The 16618-nt window shown below is 60.4% G+C and carries 14 protein-coding genes; 6 read left to right on the forward strand and 8 right to left on the reverse strand.

What is annotated here, in order from left to right; translation table 11 throughout:
- The first annotated feature begins 220 nt into the window (after positions 1-220).
- From AOA60_RS07585 to AOA60_RS07595, 3 genes are read left to right on the forward strand one after another with little or no spacing between them, the layout of a single operon-like run.
- Complete coding sequence (locus AOA60_RS07585) at positions 221-880, forward strand: paraquat-inducible protein A (RefSeq protein ID WP_099583895.1); 660 nt, start codon at positions 221-223, stop codon at positions 878-880.
- Entirely contained in the window at positions 867-1490 is a 624-nt protein-coding gene (locus AOA60_RS07590) for a paraquat-inducible protein A (RefSeq protein WP_099583896.1), read from the forward strand. The genes AOA60_RS07585 and AOA60_RS07590 overlap by 14 nt, the downstream gene beginning before the upstream one ends.
- On the forward strand, positions 1483-3786 hold the full coding sequence (locus tag AOA60_RS07595) for a PqiB family protein (RefSeq protein WP_099583897.1): 2304 nt from the start codon (positions 1483-1485) through the stop codon (positions 3784-3786). Before AOA60_RS07590 ends, AOA60_RS07595 begins: the two co-directional genes overlap by 8 nt.
- A 102-nt stretch (positions 3787-3888) precedes the next feature.
- On the opposite strand, the gene mksF is transcribed toward AOA60_RS07595, so the two are convergent.
- Genes mksF through mksB form a run of 3 tightly spaced genes read right to left on the reverse strand, consistent with a single transcriptional unit; the run spans position 3889 to position 8700 of the window.
- Complete coding sequence (mksF, locus tag AOA60_RS07600; RefSeq protein ID WP_099583898.1) at positions 3889-6729, reverse strand: Mks condensin complex protein MksF; 2841 nt, start codon at positions 6727-6729, stop codon at positions 3889-3891.
- Positions 6726-7433, reverse strand: a complete 708-nt coding sequence (gene mksE, locus AOA60_RS07605) for an Mks condensin complex protein MksE (RefSeq protein WP_065923985.1) — start codon at positions 7431-7433, stop codon at positions 6726-6728. Before mksE ends, mksF begins: the two co-directional genes overlap by 4 nt.
- Positions 7423-8700: an Mks condensin complex protein MksB gene (mksB, locus tag AOA60_RS07610; protein ID WP_099583899.1), complete on the reverse strand. Its 1278-nt coding sequence runs from the start codon at positions 8698-8700 to the stop codon at positions 7423-7425. Before mksB ends, mksE begins: the two co-directional genes overlap by 11 nt.
- Positions 8701-8887: 187 nt before the next feature.
- Here mksB and AOA60_RS07615 point away from each other — a divergent pair, with 187 nt between their 5' ends.
- Positions 8888-9631 carry an SPOR domain-containing protein gene (locus tag AOA60_RS07615; protein WP_099583900.1) on the forward strand — a complete coding sequence of 248 codons (744 nt, stop codon included), beginning with the start codon at positions 8888-8890 and terminating at the stop codon, positions 9629-9631.
- Positions 9624-10076, forward strand: coding sequence for a ribosomal protein S18-alanine N-acetyltransferase (gene rimI / locus AOA60_RS07620; RefSeq protein WP_099583901.1), 453 nt, complete (start codon positions 9624-9626; stop codon positions 10074-10076). The genes AOA60_RS07615 and rimI overlap by 8 nt, the downstream gene beginning before the upstream one ends.
- A gap of 60 nt (positions 10077-10136) precedes the next feature.
- Here the strand turns inward: rimI and AOA60_RS07625 are convergent, their stop codons facing one another.
- Positions 10137-10541: a serine kinase/phosphatase gene (locus AOA60_RS07625; RefSeq protein WP_099583902.1), complete on the reverse strand. Its 405-nt coding sequence runs from the start codon at positions 10539-10541 to the stop codon at positions 10137-10139.
- Between the two features lie 139 nt (positions 10542-10680).
- Here AOA60_RS07625 and can point away from each other — a divergent pair, with 139 nt between their 5' ends.
- Positions 10681-11325, forward strand: a complete 645-nt coding sequence (gene can / locus AOA60_RS07630; protein ID WP_099583903.1) for a carbonate dehydratase — start codon at positions 10681-10683, stop codon at positions 11323-11325.
- Here can and AOA60_RS07635 read toward each other — a convergent pair.
- The 4 genes from AOA60_RS07635 to AOA60_RS07650 form a co-directional block, all read right to left on the reverse strand.
- Positions 11322-11846 (reverse strand): SET domain-containing protein-lysine N-methyltransferase, encoded by a 525-nt coding sequence (locus tag AOA60_RS07635; RefSeq protein WP_099583904.1) that lies wholly within the window; start codon positions 11844-11846, stop codon positions 11322-11324. The two genes, can and AOA60_RS07635, sit on opposite strands and share 4 nt — an antisense overlap.
- A gap of 147 nt (positions 11847-11993) precedes the next feature.
- The gene (locus tag AOA60_RS07640; RefSeq protein ID WP_099583905.1) at positions 11994-13163 is read right to left on the reverse strand and encodes a hypothetical protein; all 1170 of its coding nucleotides are present in this window, start codon (positions 13161-13163) and stop codon (positions 11994-11996) included.
- A gap of 121 nt (positions 13164-13284) precedes the next feature.
- On the reverse strand, positions 13285-14985 hold the full coding sequence (gene acpA, locus AOA60_RS07645; RefSeq protein ID WP_099583906.1) for an acid phosphatase: 1701 nt from the start codon (positions 14983-14985) through the stop codon (positions 13285-13287).
- Positions 14986-15086: 101 nt separating this feature from the next.
- Positions 15087-16505 carry a short-chain fatty acid transporter gene (locus AOA60_RS07650; RefSeq protein ID WP_099583907.1) on the reverse strand — a complete coding sequence of 473 codons (1419 nt, stop codon included), beginning with the start codon at positions 16503-16505 and terminating at the stop codon, positions 15087-15089.
- Between the last annotated feature and the right edge of the window lie 113 nt (positions 16506-16618).

The following is a 16618-nucleotide window of genomic DNA, read 5'->3' on the forward strand; positions in this document are numbered from 1 at the left end:
GTAGTGAAACGATGCATCGCCGATGGTAGTGTGGGGTTTCCCCATGTGAGAGTAGGTCATCGTCAAGATTAAATTCCAGAACCCCATTTGCGAAAGCAGATGGGGTTTTGTTTTGGGCGCTCGGAAAGCGCGGTTAGACCCACGACAAATTTGCACAGTTATTTCTGAACCAGACCACTAGAATAGGTACCTAACCTTTTTTAGAGCCAGAGCCCTATTTATGCCCGATCCGGTTGATGCCCTTGAGGTGTCGGATTTACCACTGGACGACCTGGTGGCATGCCATGAGTGCGACTTACTGATGCGCAAACCCGTGCTCGCCCTCGGCGAAAAAGCCCAATGCCCGCGTTGCGGTTACGAGCTGTACGCTCACCGCCACAATGTCGTTGAGCGTAGTCTTGCCCTGGTACTCGCCGCGCTGTTGCTGTACATCCCCGCAAACTTTCTCCCCATCATGCAGCTCAATCTACTCGGGCAGTCCTCTGAGGACACCGTGTGGAGTGGCGTAGTCGGCCTATTTGATACTGGTATGCAAGGCGTTGCTGCCGTGGTGTTTCTATGCAGCATGGGCATTCCCTTGCTCAAATTGCTCTGCCAATTGGCGGTGTTGCTCAGTATTCGTTGGAAAGTCGGCCGCAGTTACGGCTTATTGTTGTACCGCATCTACCACCACATGAAAGATTGGGGAATGTTGGAGGTCTACTTGATGGGCGTGCTGGTGGCAATTGTGAAACTTGCCGACATGGCCGCCATCACGATTGGCCTCGGTTTGGTCTGCTTCGTCAGTCTATTAATGGTTCAGGTTCTGCTTGAGGTGGTGATGTCGCCGCACCAGATCTGGCAAGCACTGTCGGGAGAGGATGATCATGCGGGCGATTGATGCGGGCATTCTGATTTGTACCGAATGCCACGAGTTGAACAAGCAGGAAGCAGATACCGATGAGCAAATCTGCTCCCGTTGCGGTGCGCTGATCCATGCCCGTCGCCCCAACAGCCTCGCGCGCACGTGGTCTTTGCTGATCACTGCCGCGATTTTATACATCCCCGCGAACCTGTTGCCGATCATGACGATCAACTCATTGGGTCAGGGTGACCCCAGCACCATCATGGCGGGTGTGATTCAACTGGTGCAGCACGGTATGTTTCCCATCGCAGCCGTGGTATTTATCGCCAGTATCCTGGTGCCCACGTTCAAGCTGGTTGGCATTGGCCTGCTACTGTTCTCGGTGCAGCGTCACCAGCCGCTTTCTGCACAGCAACGCATTGTGATGTACCGCTTTATCGAATTCATTGGGCGCTGGTCCATGTTGGATATCTTCGTGATCGCCATCCTTGTGGCGGTCGTAAACTTTGGACGGCTTGCCAGCGTCGAGGCCAACCTCGGTGCTGCGGCGTTCGCCAGTGTGGTGATCTTGACGATGCTTGCCGCTGTAACTTTTGATCCCCGACTGATTTGGGATAACACGGAGTCGGACGACGACCATGAGTGATTTGCCTAAAGCTAAAACCCGTCCAGCTTCCAACTGGTCGGCCATTTGGGTGTTACCCCTGATTGCCCTGATCATCGGCGGCTGGTTGGGATGGCGTGCCTATTCCCAGCAGGGCATTGAGATCCAAGTGCGCTTTGAAAGCGGCGAAGGCATCCAGGTCAACAAGACTGAAGTTGTCTACAAAGGCATGCCAGTGGGTAAGGTCAAAGCCTTGGCCTTGGATGACGAGGGCAATAATCGCGGGGTGATTGCGACCATCGAGATGAACAAGGACGTCGATCAATACCTCAAGACCAACACGCGCTTCTGGCTGGTCAAACCCAGCGTCAGCCTCGCCGGTATCACTGGCTTGGAAACCCTGGTCTCAGGTAACTACATCGCTGCCAGCCCTGGCGATGGCGAACCCACACGTAAATTCAAGGCGCTCTCTGAAGAGCCGCCATTATCCGACGCCAAGCCCGGCCTGCATCTGACCATCAAGGCTGATCGTCTAGGCTCGCTGAACCGTGGCAGCCCTGTCTTCTACAAGCAGATCCAGGTCGGTCAGGTCAAAAGCTACCTGCTGTCCGAGGATCAGAGCACCGTCGAGATCAAGGTCTACATCGAACCGACTTACGCTAACCTGGTGCGCAAACACACGCGTTTCTGGAATGCCAGCGGCATCAGCATCGACGCCAACCTTTCCGGTGTGAAAGTGCGCAGCGAGTCGCTCTCCAGCATCGTCGCCGGCGGTATAGCGTTCGCCACTCCGGAAAATCGAAAAGACAGCCCACCCACCGACCCAAGCCTACCGTTCCGGTTATACGAAGACTTCGACGCCGCCGCGGCTGGCATCAGGGTGAAGGTCAAGCTCACTGACTTCGAAGGCCTGCAAGCTGGGCGTACCCCGGTGATGTACAAAGGCATCCAGGTCGGCAGCCTTAAAACCCTGAAGATCGACCCCGATCTGTCCAGCGCTAACGCCGAGTTGACCCTCGACCCACTGGCCGAAGACTACCTGGTGCAGGACACCCAATTCTGGGTAGTCAAACCGTCCATTTCCCTGGCAGGCATCACCGGTCTGGAAGCTTTGGTAAAAGGTAACTACATCGCCGTCCGTCCCGGCGATAAGGGCAGCGCTCCTCAGCGTGAATACGTCGCCCGCGCCAAAGCACCACCGCTGGACCTGCGCTCTCCGGGCCTGCACATGGTGCTATTCACCGATAACCTTGGCTCCCTGGATGTCGGCAGCCCGATCCTTTACAAGCAGGTCAGGGTCGGTTCCGTACAGAGCTACCAGTTCTCGCGCAAGAACAAGCAACTGGTGATTGGCGTTCACATCGAGAAGGAATACGAAAACCTGGTCAACGGTTCCACGCGGTTCTGGAATGCCAGTGGCGTTACCCTGACCGGTGGCCTCACCGGCGGCATCCAGGTGAAGAGTGAATCCCTCGCCAGCCTGATGGCCGGCGGCATCGCCTTCGAAACTCCACAGCCGAACGTACCCCTGAAAAAGCGCATTCCGCGTTTCCGCTTGTTCGCCGACCGTGAAGCCGCCAACCAGCACGGCACTCTGGTGACCATCAAGGTTGACCGCGCCGATGGCCTGCGCCCAGGCACTGCGGTACGTTTCAAAGGCCTGGATGTCGGCAAGATCGAGAGTGTCGACCTGAGTTCCGATATGCAGTCGGTGCTGCTCAGTGCCCGCATCACCCAGGTGGCGGACCGGATCGCACGTGCCGGTAGCCAGTTCTGGGTGGTCAAGCCGGAGCTCGGCCTGATGAAAACCTCCAACCTGGAAACCCTGGTCACCGGCCAATACATCGAAGTGCAACCCGCAGTAAAAAGCTCGGGTCCGCAAAAGAGCTTCGTCGCCATGAACCAGCCGCCTGAGGTGGTACACCAAGAGGAAGGTCTGAGCCTAACGCTCAGCGCCGCACGCCGTGGCTCGTTGAAGGAAGGTGTGCCTGTGACTTACCGTGAGGTTACTGTGGGCAAAGTTACGGGCTACGAGTTGGGCCAAACCGCTGACCGCGTGCTGATCCACATCCTCATCGAACCCAAGTACGCATCGCTGGTGCGCGGTGGCAGTCGTTTCTGGAATACCAGTGGCTTCGGTCTCGACTTCGGCCTCTTCAAAGGCGCCACCGTACGGACTGAGTCCTTGGAGACGCTGGTTGCCGGCGGCATCGCCTTCGCCACGCCAGACGGCGAGCGGATGGGTAACGCTGCGCGGCCACAGCAGACCTTCCCGTTGTTTGATAAGTTTGAAGATGAATGGCTGACCTGGGCGCCTAAAATTCCGCTCGGCAAGTAGACCCAGGCGCGGCTATCGGGGGCTTGCCCCCGTGAGGCCGCCCCAGACACAAAAAAGGCCCCTGGGGAGAACCCAGGGGCCTTTGCATTTCAGCCCAAAAAATCAGACCTCATCCAACTCCGGTTCATCCGCCTGCACATTCACCGTCGCCTTCACCACATCGTGACGACGGATGTACTTCCAATCCGCCTCATCGATGTAGATCCCGTTCGGGCCGCTGCCACCTTCCAGGTCAATCGCCACCTGGGCAGACACTTGCGGCTTCACACTCGCCAGAATCGGCACGAAGCCCAGTTGCAGGCTGGTTTCCAGCAACGCGGCCTGGTTCTTCTCGTCGATGTCCGCCGCTTCATCCAGGTAGTACGGCAAGCGCACACGCCCAGCCTGATCGCGGTCCATCAGGTGCAGCAACAAGTACATGTTGGTCAGCGCCTTGATGGTCATGGTGGTGCCGTTGGACGCCGCACCATCAATGTCGGTGTGAATGACCGGCTGACCATTTACCTTGGTGATCTCAAACGCCAGCTCGAACAAGTCCTTGAGGCCCAACTGGTTGTGGTTGGCCGCCACCAGACGCGCCAGATACTCCTTGGCCTCTTCGTTCTTGTTGTCTTGCTCGGCGCTCTGGCTGAGGTCGAACACCGACAGCGTTTCGCCTTCCTCGTACTGACCCGCACTGTGGATGATCTGGTCGATATGCTTGAGAGCTTCTTTGTTCGGCGCCAGCACGATGCGGAAGCTCTGCAGGTTGGACACCTGACGCTTGTTGATCTCGCGGTTGAACAACGCCAACTGGTGCTCAAGGCTGTCGTAGTCGCTGCGGATATTGCGCAGGGTCCGAGCGATATCGGTCACCGCCGCGCGGCGCGCCTTGCCCAGCGTCAGCGCTTCATCAGTGCGGTGGGCGTAGGCATTGATCAGCAGTTGCAGGCGGCGCTCAACATCATCCTCGCTGTCGAACTTGGCCACACCCTTGAGGCGCACCTGCGCATACAGCGCCTCGATCTGGCCGTCGGCGCGCAGCAGACCTTGCCAGCTGTCCTGATAGTCATTGAGCAACGGCAGCAGGTTGTCCATGGAGTCGTCGACCGGGTCCATGAACGGCGTGCCGAACGGCAAATCCGCTGGCAGCAACTGACGACGGCGCAAGGCGTCGTCCAGCGTACGTTGCTTGGCTTCCATGTCGCCAATCTGCCGGCCGACCAGTTGCAGCTTCGCCGACAGTTGTTGGACACGTTCGGTAAACGCATCGCTGGAGCGCTTCAACTCGTCCTGGGCAGCTTCCATCTGCGCCAGGTTTTCCAGCTTCTCGCCTTCTTCGGCGCTCAGGGTTTGCGCACGGCGGAAGTCTTCCAGGGCCTTTTGCGCGTCAAGCACCTGCTGGTACAGCGCCTCGGTCTGGGTCTTGCTCGCGGCGCGGTCGGACGCTACAGCCTGCTGCGTCTTGAGTTGCTTGAGCTCTTTTTCCAGGCGTTCCTTCTGGTCGCGCAATGCGGCGCGATCTGCCAGGGCCTGCAACGCCGGCGGCTCGATGTGGGAGATGTCGATGGACAGCCCCGGCACTTCAAAGCGCTCGCCCTTGAAGCCATCGAGGATCTGCTCCAGGGATTTGACCCACTGGCCGTCCTCGTCCAGCGTGATGCCATGCTCACCCAACGGCAGGCTGAACAACGAGCTGTTGAACAGACGCATCAGACGCTCGACATCCTGCTGTGAGAATTCTTCCCGCAGTTTGGCGTAGCTGTTGTTGTCGGCGTGATCAAGCTGCTGTCTGACCGACTTCAAGCGTTTTTCCAAGTCGCGCAGACGCTCGTCCAAGTCTTCGGCGCTGAACTGACGTGACTGCGCCAAAGCGCCCGCCAGCTCATCGTGGGCATCCTTGGCCGCCAGCAGTTGCTGTTCCAGCACCTTCACGTCATCCACCAGGGCAAAGCGATGCTTGAGCACCGACAGCTCGCCTAACCAGCGCTGGATGCCGCTGATCTCACGCTCCAGGCGCATCAGCTCCTGGGTGCCACCGCGCTGATCGTTCTGCAGCGCGTCTTGCTCGTTGCGGTAGTGCTCGGCCTGGATGGTCAGCTCTTCCTTGCGTGCACTGGCGTAATCGGACCAGGTGCCCAGCAGCGAGTCCAGCAGCGGCGACAGGCGATGCAGTTTGCCGCGCAAGCTGTCGCGCTGGCGAACGCCATTGGCCAACGCTTCGACCAGCGGACCCGCGGCGACCAGCGAGTTGTAGTCCTGCTCCATGCGTCGCACATCGCGAAAGGCTTCTTCGCACGCTGCGATGTAATCCACGCTACCGGAACGCAGGCTGTGTTCGAAGGCATCGAGGAACAATTGCTTGAGCTTGGCTGCGGTGATTTCGCGCATGTGCAGCAGGTTGATAAACAACGCACGGAAGGTCTTCAGGCTCTGCTCGCTGGTGGAGCGCAGCGGGATCAGCGTCAGGTCCAGCGGGATCGAGGTGTGGCCGCCCACCAGCAAACGCCGCAGTTCATCCGGCTTGAGTTCGTAGGCTTTGAGGCCTTCGCGCTCAAGGTTGGTGAACAGCTCTTTCTGACGCAGGCACGTGTCGTTCTTTTGGTAGTGCGCCAGGTCCAGCTTGCCCGCATAGGCGAAGAACTGGTGACCGAAACCACCGCCCGGCCCGCGCCCGACCACGCCGATCACGTGCGGGCCGTGGGGCAGGGAGACTTCCACCAGGATGTAGCTGGTGTCGGTAGCAAAGTAGAAGCGCCGCGATTGTTCCAGGGTGTACTTGCCGAAACTCATGTCCGACATGCGTGCCAGGATCGGGAACTGCAAGGCGTTGATCGACGCGGATTTACCCAGGTTGTTTGCGCCATACACCGACAGCGGTTCTTCCAGCGGGAACAACCCCAAGCTGTAGCCGGCAGTGTTCAATAGGGCGAAGCGGCGGATGCCGTAGCGTTCCTTGCTCATGCGTCGGTCTCCTGTTCTTCGGCAATGGCGCGGGCCAGGGCGTCTTCTTCGCTTTCGTCCGCGAAGTCGCTGAGGTCCAGCGGGTCATCGGTCTTCAGCAGTTTTTCATCGCTGTCTTCGTCGATGATCACCGGCACCGGCAGTGGCAACACGCTGTGCACGCTGGCCGCCAGGTCGCGGTCCTGCTGCACCGACAGGCAAACGTCGAGGAAGCGGTGCATCGGCGGCAGGAAGCGGTAAATGCCGTTGTCCTCGCTGGCAAAACCCAGCTGGGTCATACGGCGCATGATTTTTTCTTCGAGTTCTTCCTGGGTCTGCACTTCGGCCTGGATAAACAGGTCGCGGTATTTTTCCAGCAGGGACGGCAGCTCGTCGCGGCCCAGGCTGCCACCGTCGAGCACGGCGATCGGGTCGCGGCCCTGATCGGCCAGGTGTTCGACGATGATGAAGGTGAACAGCGCCAGGCGCTGGGCGGTCTTGTTCACCTGCGCGCTGGCGATGGCGGAGTCCGGCACGAAGTAATAAAAACCACGGGTGTCGCATACCAGCTCAAAGCCCAGGGCCTTGAACAGCGTGCGGTACTGGTCCTGGAAGTTCGACAGTTGTGCGTACAGCTCCGGGTCGCGGCGGCTGACGTGGTAACCCTTGAACAGCTCGCGAAAGATCGGCGCCAGCTGGGACAGTTCGGATAGATCAAGATGCATAAGGTGTACTCGCAGGATGCTCGGCGGCGTCGGTGCCGGCCGGGAGCAGGGCGAATGAGCGCAGGCTGACCTGGTGCTCGTGTGTGTGGTAATCGCGACGTTCCAGGCGTTCGCGCTTGAAGCGCTTCTCACGGGACAGTCGCGAGAACCAGTACAGTAATTCGTCGGTGGCGCCGTCCGGTTCCTGCTCCAGCAGCCAGCTCATCAGGTCCGGCATCGGCAGGGCGTCTTCGCAACGCTCCAGCATTTCCTTGACCGTACGTGGCGCACGCTGGGCTTCGCCCTTGTGGGATTTGTGCGCCTTGGGGAACCGTGCCGGTTTCGGCTCGAAATTCGCCAGGGCATATACATAGGCTTCCACCTGACTCGCGCTACCAAGGAAGGTACTTTGCGGCCGGGTGAACATGGGCATGGCGGCCTGGGGTACCGCATCCAGGCCTTTGCGGCGGATGGCCGACAGCGCCAGTGCCGCGCCACGGGTCACGGCGTTGTGCCGGCGCGCTTCTTCACGCAGCGGCAACAGCAGCTCGCGGGCATGACGCAAGGTCAACTGGGCGCTGGTCTGCATTTCGAGGATGCGCGCGTGGGTGCGCAGCAGCATGTCGTCGTCCACCAGGTGGCCAAGACGCTGTTGCTCGGTGAGCATGCGCAGCAGCACATTCTCGACCTTGCGCACGCCTTGCTCGAAGGCGCCGTCGGCGTTCACCAGTTGGATCATGGGTTCGACGTATTCGTCCCAGGTCGCCAGCACTTCGGCGTAACGCTGGCGCAACGGGATCTGCCGGTCGCTGGTCTTGGCACGGTCTGCCACGGCCGCGAGGGCTTGTTCGTCGTTGGCGAGTTTTTTCAGCACATCCCGCACGCGCATATCCAGCAGGCGCAGCTGGCGGGCCAGGTCGTGGCCGTCACGGATGTCGAAGGCGTCCTGGATATAACCGGCCAGGCGCTCAAGGTGGCGCAGGTAGGCTTCGATTTCCAGGCACAGGCCAAGCCGGTGCTCCTTGCGAAGATAAGCCAGGAAATCGTGGATCTGCGCGTTGAGCTCGAAACGGTTCGGGCTCTTGGCGACAGGCACCAGGATATCCAGGCGAATCCACACGTCCAGCAGGCTGGTGATGTCCTGGGGCGTGCTGTCCAGTTGTTGGGCGGCCAGTTGTGCGCGCAGCTCGCTCAGGCTCAGGGTGCCTTGGTCGAAGTGTTCGCACAGTGGCTCAAGTAAGGCCCAGTGTTCGGCGAGGGCGCGCAGGACGCGCTTGGGTTCGATCATGGGAATGGCCGGCTGGTTGGCGATTAAAAGTCGCGATTGTACTGCATCAAGCGGGGGATTTATCCACAGCCGGTCAGTGCGCAGTGGGCGATTGTTCCCGAACAGCGGTAGAATCCCCGCTCTTTACTTATCCACAAGTGGCCGAGCTGTGCTTATCGAGTCCCGACGTCGCGCTTACTTGACCGCCATGCAGGTGGTCAACTGGCTGCCCCGCACCGAACTGCCGTTTGCCGCGCCGTCGCGGCCCGAGCTGCTACAGGCGCTTGAGCCCGATGAGGCGCTCCAGACCTCGGGCGAGGAGGCCGCCGCACCGGTGGCGGTGGTCAAGCCGCAGCCGCAGGCGCGCCCGGCGGTCGAGCGCACCAAGATCGAAGTGCCACGCCCGTCGCCGATAGCCAAGCCCGTGGTCGCCGAGGCGGAGGCCCCGGTGGTCAAGACCCCGGCAGTGCCGCCGCCACGCTTTGCCCTGCAATTGCTGCGCGCCGGGCGCTGCCTGCTACTGGTGGAATTGCCCACCGGCGAGCGTTTCCAGACCCGCGATCCCGCTTATATGTTGCTCAAAGACATGCTGCGCGCCGCCGGTTTGCCCGACAGCCCGCAAATCGTCGGTGATCCGGTGCGCTGGCCGCTGTTGGTGCGCGGCACCATGGACCAGGGCCCGGAAGCGGCGCGGGATTTTGTGCAGAGCTTTGTCTCGGCGCGCCTGGAAGACGAACCCTGTGTGTGCCTGTGGCTGATCGGCCTGCCCGCCGTGCGGTTTGCCGGTGAGGCCAATGCCGAGTCCTGGTACCGCGAACTGCAGGTCGAAGGCCTGGGTTCGGTATGGGCCCTGCCGGGCCTCGAATTATTAATGGAAGAGCCACAGCGTAAGGCTGATGTCTGGCAAGCCATGCGCCGGCTGATGGCGCGCTGGAAAACAACCGATGAGTGAGGCTTTATCCTTCCGCCCGATGACCGAGGCTGACCTCGACGCCGTGCTGAAAATCGAATACGCGGCGTTCAGCCATCCCTGGACCCGCGGCATCTTTATGGACGGGCTGGGCAAGTACCAGATCTGGCTGATGTTTGAAGGTGAGCAGCAGGTGGGTCATGGCGTCGTGCAGATCATCCTCGATGAGGCGCATTTGCTCAACATCACCGTCAAGCCGGAAAACCAGGGCCGTGGTTTGGGCTTGAGCTTGCTCGAACACTTGATGTCTCGGGCCTATGAGGCCAAGGCGCGGGAATGTTTCCTGGAAGTGCGCGACAGCAATACCGGCGCTTTTCGCTTGTACGAGCGCTATGGCTTTAACGAGATTGGCCGTCGTCGGGATTACTACCCGGCTGTCGGTGGTCGCGAAGATGCGGTCGTCATGGCCTGCACCCTCGTCGACTAAACGTTGAAACCCATGTGGGAGGGGGCAAGCCCCTCCCACATTTTGTTGAACCGCATTTCTTCAGCGGTTGCCGTCTACCGGGTCGAGATCGGCCAACTCCGCCTCATCCAACCCATTCCCGCCGCCAATCGCATTTTCATCCACGATACTCAGGTCGTAGTCCGCAGGATTATCCTCACCTTCCTCCAGGACATCCCGCGCACCATCCTCATGGATCAGGGTTTCCGGGCTCATATCGTCATCGGTAGGCTCGTGATCATCCGTCGAAGCCCCTGTCAGACCGGCTTCACGCACCCGTTCGGCGGGCATCAGATGCTCGCGTTCACGACGTGGGATCTCATCGCCGATCTCCGCCGTCGGTTCCTCTTCGTCAAAATCCAACTCGCGCATCGACCCCATGCGATCTTCGTTGTCGTCAATTGGTTCGGGCTGGGTAGCGCCGTAGGGACGTCGTGATTCAGTCATGGCCAATCCTCATACTGTGGGGCTTATAGTGTGTGGACAGGCACGGCGCGCCAAAGATTCAAGCTAATTTGCGCATCGCGTGACCTGGACGATGGGTTGTCAGTCACAAAACTGCGCATCATTCCTGAGGCTTTCCCTGATGAACGAACTACAAGACCTGCTTGATAACAACGAACGCTGGGCGGATGCGATCAAACAGGAAGATCCCGAATTCTTCGCCAAGCTCGCCCGCCAGCAAACCCCGGAATACCTGTGGATCGGCTGCTCCGACGCCCGTGTGCCGGCCAACGAGATCGTCGGCATGCTGCCGGGTGATCTGTTCGTGCACCGCAACGTGGCCAACGTGGTGCTGCACACCGACCTCAACTGCCTGTCGGTGATCCAGTACGCAGTCGACGTGCTGAAGGTCAAACACATCCTCGTCACCGGTCACTATGGCTGCGGCGGTGTGCGGGCGTCGATGCAGGATCGCCAGTTCGGCCTGATCGACGGCTGGCTGCGCACCATTCGCGACCTGTATTACGAAAACCGCGACGTGCTGTCCCAGTTGCCGACCGAAGAAGAGCGCGTGGACCGCATGTGCGAGCTGAACGTGATTCAGCAGGTGGCCAACGTCGGCCACACCAGCATTGTGCAAAACGCCTGGCACCGTGGGCAGAGCCTGTCCATCCACGGCTGCATCTACGGCATCAAGGATGGCCGCTGGAAGAGCTTGAACACCACCATCAGTGGCTTCGAGCAACTGCCGCCGCAATACCGCCTGCGTCCACTGGGCGAAGCCTAAGGCCGTTTACGCATCCGCCACTGGGCCATGAAGGCCTGGCCTTCGGCATTCAATGGCTCCTGGCTGCCGGTGATCCAGCCCCGGCAGTTCAGCTCGCCGCATTGGCAAGCGAACTGCCGGAACAGCACATCTTCAGTGCTGGCGTAGTCCAGGGTCAGCCAGGCACCGGCGGCGATGGGTTGCACGGTCCAGAGCTCCAGGTACGTGGTGTCGAAGAACACATTCGGGTTGCACGAATGCTGTAAGAGGCCGCAGAACCAACAGTCGTACAAGTGGATGCGCGGGGACAACTGCAGCGTGTGCAGGCGTCGTTCGCCCACTGCGTAGCCGGAGACAATGGCAATGCGCGTGCGGCCGTCCAAGGCTGTGCGCGCCTTGATGCCACCTCCCGCGTCATTTGCGGTGCGTACGACCTTGAACTGCTCGGACGAAGGGTAGCCCTGTTCAATTCGCAGCGTCTTGAACGGGTATAAACATTCACTTGCAGCAGTTCTAGCCTTATCCATGGCTTGAGTTTTCATAACTCTCCTTGGTTAGGCTGCATCGACCTGCGGGTGGTGTCTGACGGCCAGTCTTGCAGCGGATGGGCGCGGCTCAAGACTCGCTTAAGTTGGATCCGATTTCTACTGTCAAATATGACAGTAGAAACGGGTTCTTTTTTCTGCGCTTTACAACGCAGGCTCCGTGATCAGGGGGGCAGGAGCGGCGTTCTTCAGCTGTTTCAACTGAGTTTTGATCGCTGACGTGGCGCACTTGGCGTTGGCCTGCTCCGGGCTCAGTTTGCGCACCGAGGTGTAGAACAACTCACAGGTCTGCTCTTTGCGCGTCACCTGCCAGGTATTCATGCAGGCCTTGAGCAGCACATTCGGGTCGCTGGCCGGTTTCTGGCCCATCCCGGCCTGCCAGCAGGCGGCGCTGAGATCCTGGCCCATTACTTTCAAGCCCGCCTCGTCGGCCTTTTGTTCGTTGCCGTCGTAGGTCTCGGGGTCGGCGGCGTACCAGATATAGCTTGGGTGGTTGGCGCCCAGTACCGATACGGCTTTGCCCTCGATCGGGTTTATTTGCGCCAAACCCAGTACGCCCACGGTTTGCCCGTACTGCTGCTTGATCCAGTTACGCACCGGCGCGCCGAACGCCACCATTGGCAGCGAGCCGTCGGGCAGCAGGCTCAGTTCCTTGACCATGCGCGTTTGGTAGTCGGTGAAGTAGCTGTAGATGCCTTCCAAGTCTTTGCCGGCGTTGGAGGGGGCGGCGATGGGGGCGATATCGATGATGGTCTGGTAAGCCGGGGTTTCGGTGGCCGGCACGCCGTTGCTGGTGAGCAAGTCGGCCCAGCGATCCGTGGTTTTCGACTCCAGGTAATCCTGCGCCTGAGTCAATGAATAGTCCGGCGGGAAGTGCAGCAGCTCAATACTTTTACGGTTTTCCAGGGCCATGCCCAATGGCAGGAACAGGTACCAGCTGTAGGCCCACTTGCCGTCGCTGTTGAGCTTGCTGGCGCCTTGGTAAGCCAGGTCTGCAGTGTTGAGCAACGTCGTCAGGGGTTGGCCATAGCTGTCGGGAACGCCGCTGAAGGTTGCCACGACTTGGCCGTCATGGCTCTTGACGCTGACCTTGGCGCGGCTGTAACCGTCGCGCACCAGGCTTTGGTTCAGATAGTGCTCGGCGGTCTGCTCCAGCGTCCAGGGACGAAAGCAGATCACATTGCAGTTGTTGGGGAACGCGAACAGCTGGGTAACCCGTTGCGTGCTACCCAGTGGTACGTCGACATCGGCGTGTACGACTGCACTGCACATCAGTGCGGCCAGGACGAGGGAAAGCCCGGTCGGTTTGAACATAGTTGATTCCTTGTCAGCGAAAGCCCGTCTGCGCGGGGTGAAAGCCCACCTCTTCACAGTAGCGGTTGACCAGGAAAACCGCGTGCTAAATCGCTGGGCGTGTCGCTATTGGATAAGAAACCTACAGGTTGAACTGCAAGGCGTTGCTCAAATCGCCCATGGGTTTCTGGCCGCGGGCGATCATCGCGTCATCGCGCTGCTTGAGGCCGTCGAGGGTCTCCAGTTGGAAGACCCGGGTGATCAAGCGCAGGATCGACGCGGTGTCGTACACCGTATGGTCCACCGTGCCTTTACGTGCGAACGGCGACACCACCAGCGCCGGAACCCGCGTGCCAGGGCCCCAGCGGTCGCCTTTGGGCGGTGCGACGTGGTCCCACCAGCCGCCGTTTTCATCGACGGTGACGATCACCACCATGTTTTTCCACTGCGGGCTGTCCTGCAGCACCTTCAACGCGCGGGCGATATGGCGGTCGCCCGAGGCCACGTCGGCGTAACCGGCATGCATGTTCAGGTTGCCCTGGGGTTTGTAGAAACTCACGGCCGGCAGCTTGCCAGCCTGGGCATCGGCGAAAAACTTATTGGTGCTGGACTCATCGCCCAAACCGCCATCGCGCAGGCGCTTGTCACGTTCTGCACGGTTCTCGGGCCCCTGTTTTTTGAAATAGTTGAACGGCTGATGGTGGTACTGGAAGTTCGGGATCTTCGGAATGCCCCCCGAATCCTTGAACTGATCCAACGTCGCCTGCCAGGCCCCGGCATACCAGGCCCAGTCGACGTTCTTTTTCGACAGCTTGTCGCCGATGTGTTCGTGGGTCTGCGGCACCAGCACGTTGGGCAGGTCGGGTTTGGAGTAATCCGGGTTCTGCGGGTCGCGAATCCACGTCGGCCAATAGGGCGGGGCCAGGGTATTCACGGCGAAACCGTCCGGGGTCAGCGCGCTGGGGCCGAACTGCGGCGGGCCAGTCATGGCGCTGGCCGGGGATTTTTCGAGCGGTTTGAGGCGTGTGTCGGTCGGGTCGTCGCTTTGCAACGTGGCGATCTGCGCCTTGGCCACCGACGCGGCCGCATTCGGATAAACCGGCGCCGTGGCGCTGATCAGGTACTGATGATTAAGGAACGAACCGCCGAACGCACCCTGGAAGAAGTTATCGCAAAGCACAAACTCCTTGGCCACGTCCCACAGGCGCAGGGAATAACGGCTTTGAGCGTAACGGCCCATCACCAGCCCGCCGGAATCCGCCCAGGCGACGAAGCCATCGTTCTTGCCGCCGTTGATCTGCATCTGGTTCTGATAAAACACGTGCCACAAATCGCGGGTGACCAGGCTCAGCGGCAGGTCCTCGCCACTCGGCCCCTTGAGGTCAAAAGGGGCGTTGGGCAGGTTTTCCTGGAATTGCACTTCGCTGGGGTACGTCACCCCTTCGACGGTTTGCGGGCCGACTTGCAGTACGCCGCCCCAGGCCGGTGGCAGCGTGCTCAATAAGCTGCCATCGCGGTCGCGTTGCTGGGTGTCGGTTGCGGAAAGCGCGGAAAGCGGTTTCTCAACACCTGGGAAATCCGCAAACAGGTTGTTGAAGCTGCGGTTCTCGGCATAGATCACCACCACGGTTTTCACCTGGTCCTGCAAGGCCTTGTCCAATTCCTGGGGCGTGAGTGGCCGTGCTGCAGGTTTTCCCGGCGCGTCACTGGTGTGGCCGCAGGCACTCAAGGTCGCCCCCACCCCCAACACAGCCGCGCCTCCCAGGAAGCGCCGCCGGCTGCTGTCTACCGGCGGATTGGATGTGGAACCTGGGGCAGGGCGGTCTTCGTGCTCGTCACTCATTGCGGGGAGTCCTTGCTGGCGAGTTGTTGCAAGATATTTCGCAGGACGGTAGCAGTGCAATGTGACGGAACGAAGACAGGCATTAGAGCAACCGCCGTGCCCTATGGCATCACCGGCGGCAGATACGTCAACGTCGTCCCCAACGCCCACAACAAAAACAGCACCAGTGGCGTGTGCACCAGCAACTGCACAAACGAAAACCCGATCAGATCCCGCGCTTTGAGCCCCAACACCCCGAGCAACGGCAGCATGTAGAAAGGGTTGATCAGATTGGGCAGCGCTTCAGCCGCGTTGTAGATCTGCACCGACCAGCCCAGGTGGTATTGCAGGTCATTGGCCACTTGCATCACGTACGGCGCTTCGATGATCCACTTGCCGCCGCCCGACGGGATAAAGAAGCCCAGCACCGCCGAGTACACGCCCATCAACAGCGCGTAGGTGTCGTGGGAGGCGATGGAGGTGAAGAAGGTCGAGATATGGTGCGCCAGCGTCTGGCCGTCAGCCCCTTTCACCACCGTCATCAGCGCCGCAATCGAGCCGTACAGCGGGAATTGGATCAGCACGCCAGTGGTGGTCGGCACCGCCCGCGCCACCGCATCCAGAAAGCTGCGCGGGCGCCAATGCAACAGCGCACCGACCATGATGAACAGGAAGTTGTAAGTGTTGAGCCCCGAGATGGCGCTGATCGCCGGTTTGGTCGAGAACTCGTGGAACAGCCAACCGGCCGCCAGCAGTGCCAGCAGGATGGTCAGCAGCGGACTGTGTTCCAGCCATTCGCCGGGGCGCGTCGGGGCTTGCGGCTTGGGCAGGTTGAAGGCCGGGTCGACGCCGCAGGCCTTGGCGTCACGGGCGCTGTTCGGGCCGGGCGCGGTGGCGTAGGCGATGATCAGCGACACCACGATCAGCGCCAGTAACAGCACGCCGGATTGCCACAGGAAGATGGTCTCGGTAAACGGGATCATCCCGGTGATCGCCAGAATCGACGGCGGCAGGCTGGCCGGGTTGGCCTGCAACTGCGCGGCCGACGACGACAACCCCAGCGCCCACACCGCACCGAGGCCCAGGTAGGCCGCAGCACCGGCGGCGCGGTAGTCCATGCGCAAATCCGTACGCCGTGCCAGCGCCCGTACCAGCAAGCCGCCGAATACCAGGGACAGGCCCCAGTTGAGCAGCGAGGCGACCATGGAAATCAACGCCACCCAGGCCACGGCTGAACGGCCGTTTTTCGGGATGCGTGCCAGGCGGTCAATCAGCTTGACCGCCGGCGGCGAACTGGCGACGACGTAACCGCCGATCACCACAAACGCCATTTGCATGGTGAACGGGATCAGGCTCCAGAACCCATCGCCGAAGGCCTTGGCGGCCTCGGTGGGCGCTGCGCCCATGCCCAGGGTCGCCACGGCAACGATGATCACCGCGAGCGCGGCGAACACCCAGGAGTCTGGGAACCAGCGTTCGGCGAAGTTGGAGCAACGCAGGGCAAATCGGGCATAGCGGCTTTCTTCGATAGCATCGGCCACGGGTCGTACCTCTTGTATTTATTATGGGCGGCAGTTTTCGCGCATGTTCCTCCACGGCCATTGATATGGGAATGCAGTTATCTTCATCGATCCATGAGGAAAACAAATATATC

This window comes from Pseudomonas sp. 2822-17 (assembly GCF_002742485.1).
GTDB lineage: Bacteria > Pseudomonadota > Gammaproteobacteria > Pseudomonadales > Pseudomonadaceae > Aquipseudomonas > Aquipseudomonas cyclaminis.

Bases quoted from the DNA above. Each gene is read 5' to 3' on its own strand.
- AOA60_RS07640 (WP_099583905.1), bottom strand. From the start codon at position 13,163: ATGTTCAAACCGACCGGGCTTTCCCTCGTCCTGGCCGCACTGATGTGC.
- AOA60_RS07585 (WP_099583895.1), top strand. From the start codon at position 221: ATGCCCGATCCGGTTGATGCCCTTGAGGTGTCGGATTTACCACTGGAC.
- AOA60_RS07625 (WP_099583902.1), bottom strand. From the start codon at position 10,541: ATGACTGAATCACGACGTCCCTACGGCGCTACCCAGCCCGAACCAATT.
- AOA60_RS07615 (WP_099583900.1), top strand. From the start codon at position 8,888: ATGCAGGTGGTCAACTGGCTGCCCCGCACCGAACTGCCGTTTGCCGCG.
- AOA60_RS07590 (WP_099583896.1), top strand. From the start codon at position 867: ATGCGGGCGATTGATGCGGGCATTCTGATTTGTACCGAATGCCACGAG.
- AOA60_RS07635 (WP_099583904.1), bottom strand. From the start codon at position 11,846: ATGAAAACTCAAGCCATGGATAAGGCTAGAACTGCTGCAAGTGAATGT.
- rimI (WP_099583901.1), top strand. From the start codon at position 9,624: ATGAGTGAGGCTTTATCCTTCCGCCCGATGACCGAGGCTGACCTCGAC.
- mksB (WP_099583899.1), bottom strand. From the start codon at position 8,700: ATGATCGAACCCAAGCGCGTCCTGCGCGCCCTCGCCGAACACTGGGCC.
- can (WP_099583903.1), top strand. From the start codon at position 10,681: ATGAACGAACTACAAGACCTGCTTGATAACAACGAACGCTGGGCGGAT.
- AOA60_RS07595 (WP_099583897.1), top strand. From the start codon at position 1,483: ATGAGTGATTTGCCTAAAGCTAAAACCCGTCCAGCTTCCAACTGGTCG.
- mksF (WP_099583898.1), bottom strand. From the start codon at position 6,729: ATGAGCAAGGAACGCTACGGCATCCGCCGCTTCGCCCTATTGAACACT.
- mksE (WP_065923985.1), bottom strand. From the start codon at position 7,433: ATGCATCTTGATCTATCCGAACTGTCCCAGCTGGCGCCGATCTTTCGC.
- acpA (WP_099583906.1), bottom strand. From the start codon at position 14,985: ATGAGTGACGAGCACGAAGACCGCCCTGCCCCAGGTTCCACATCCAAT.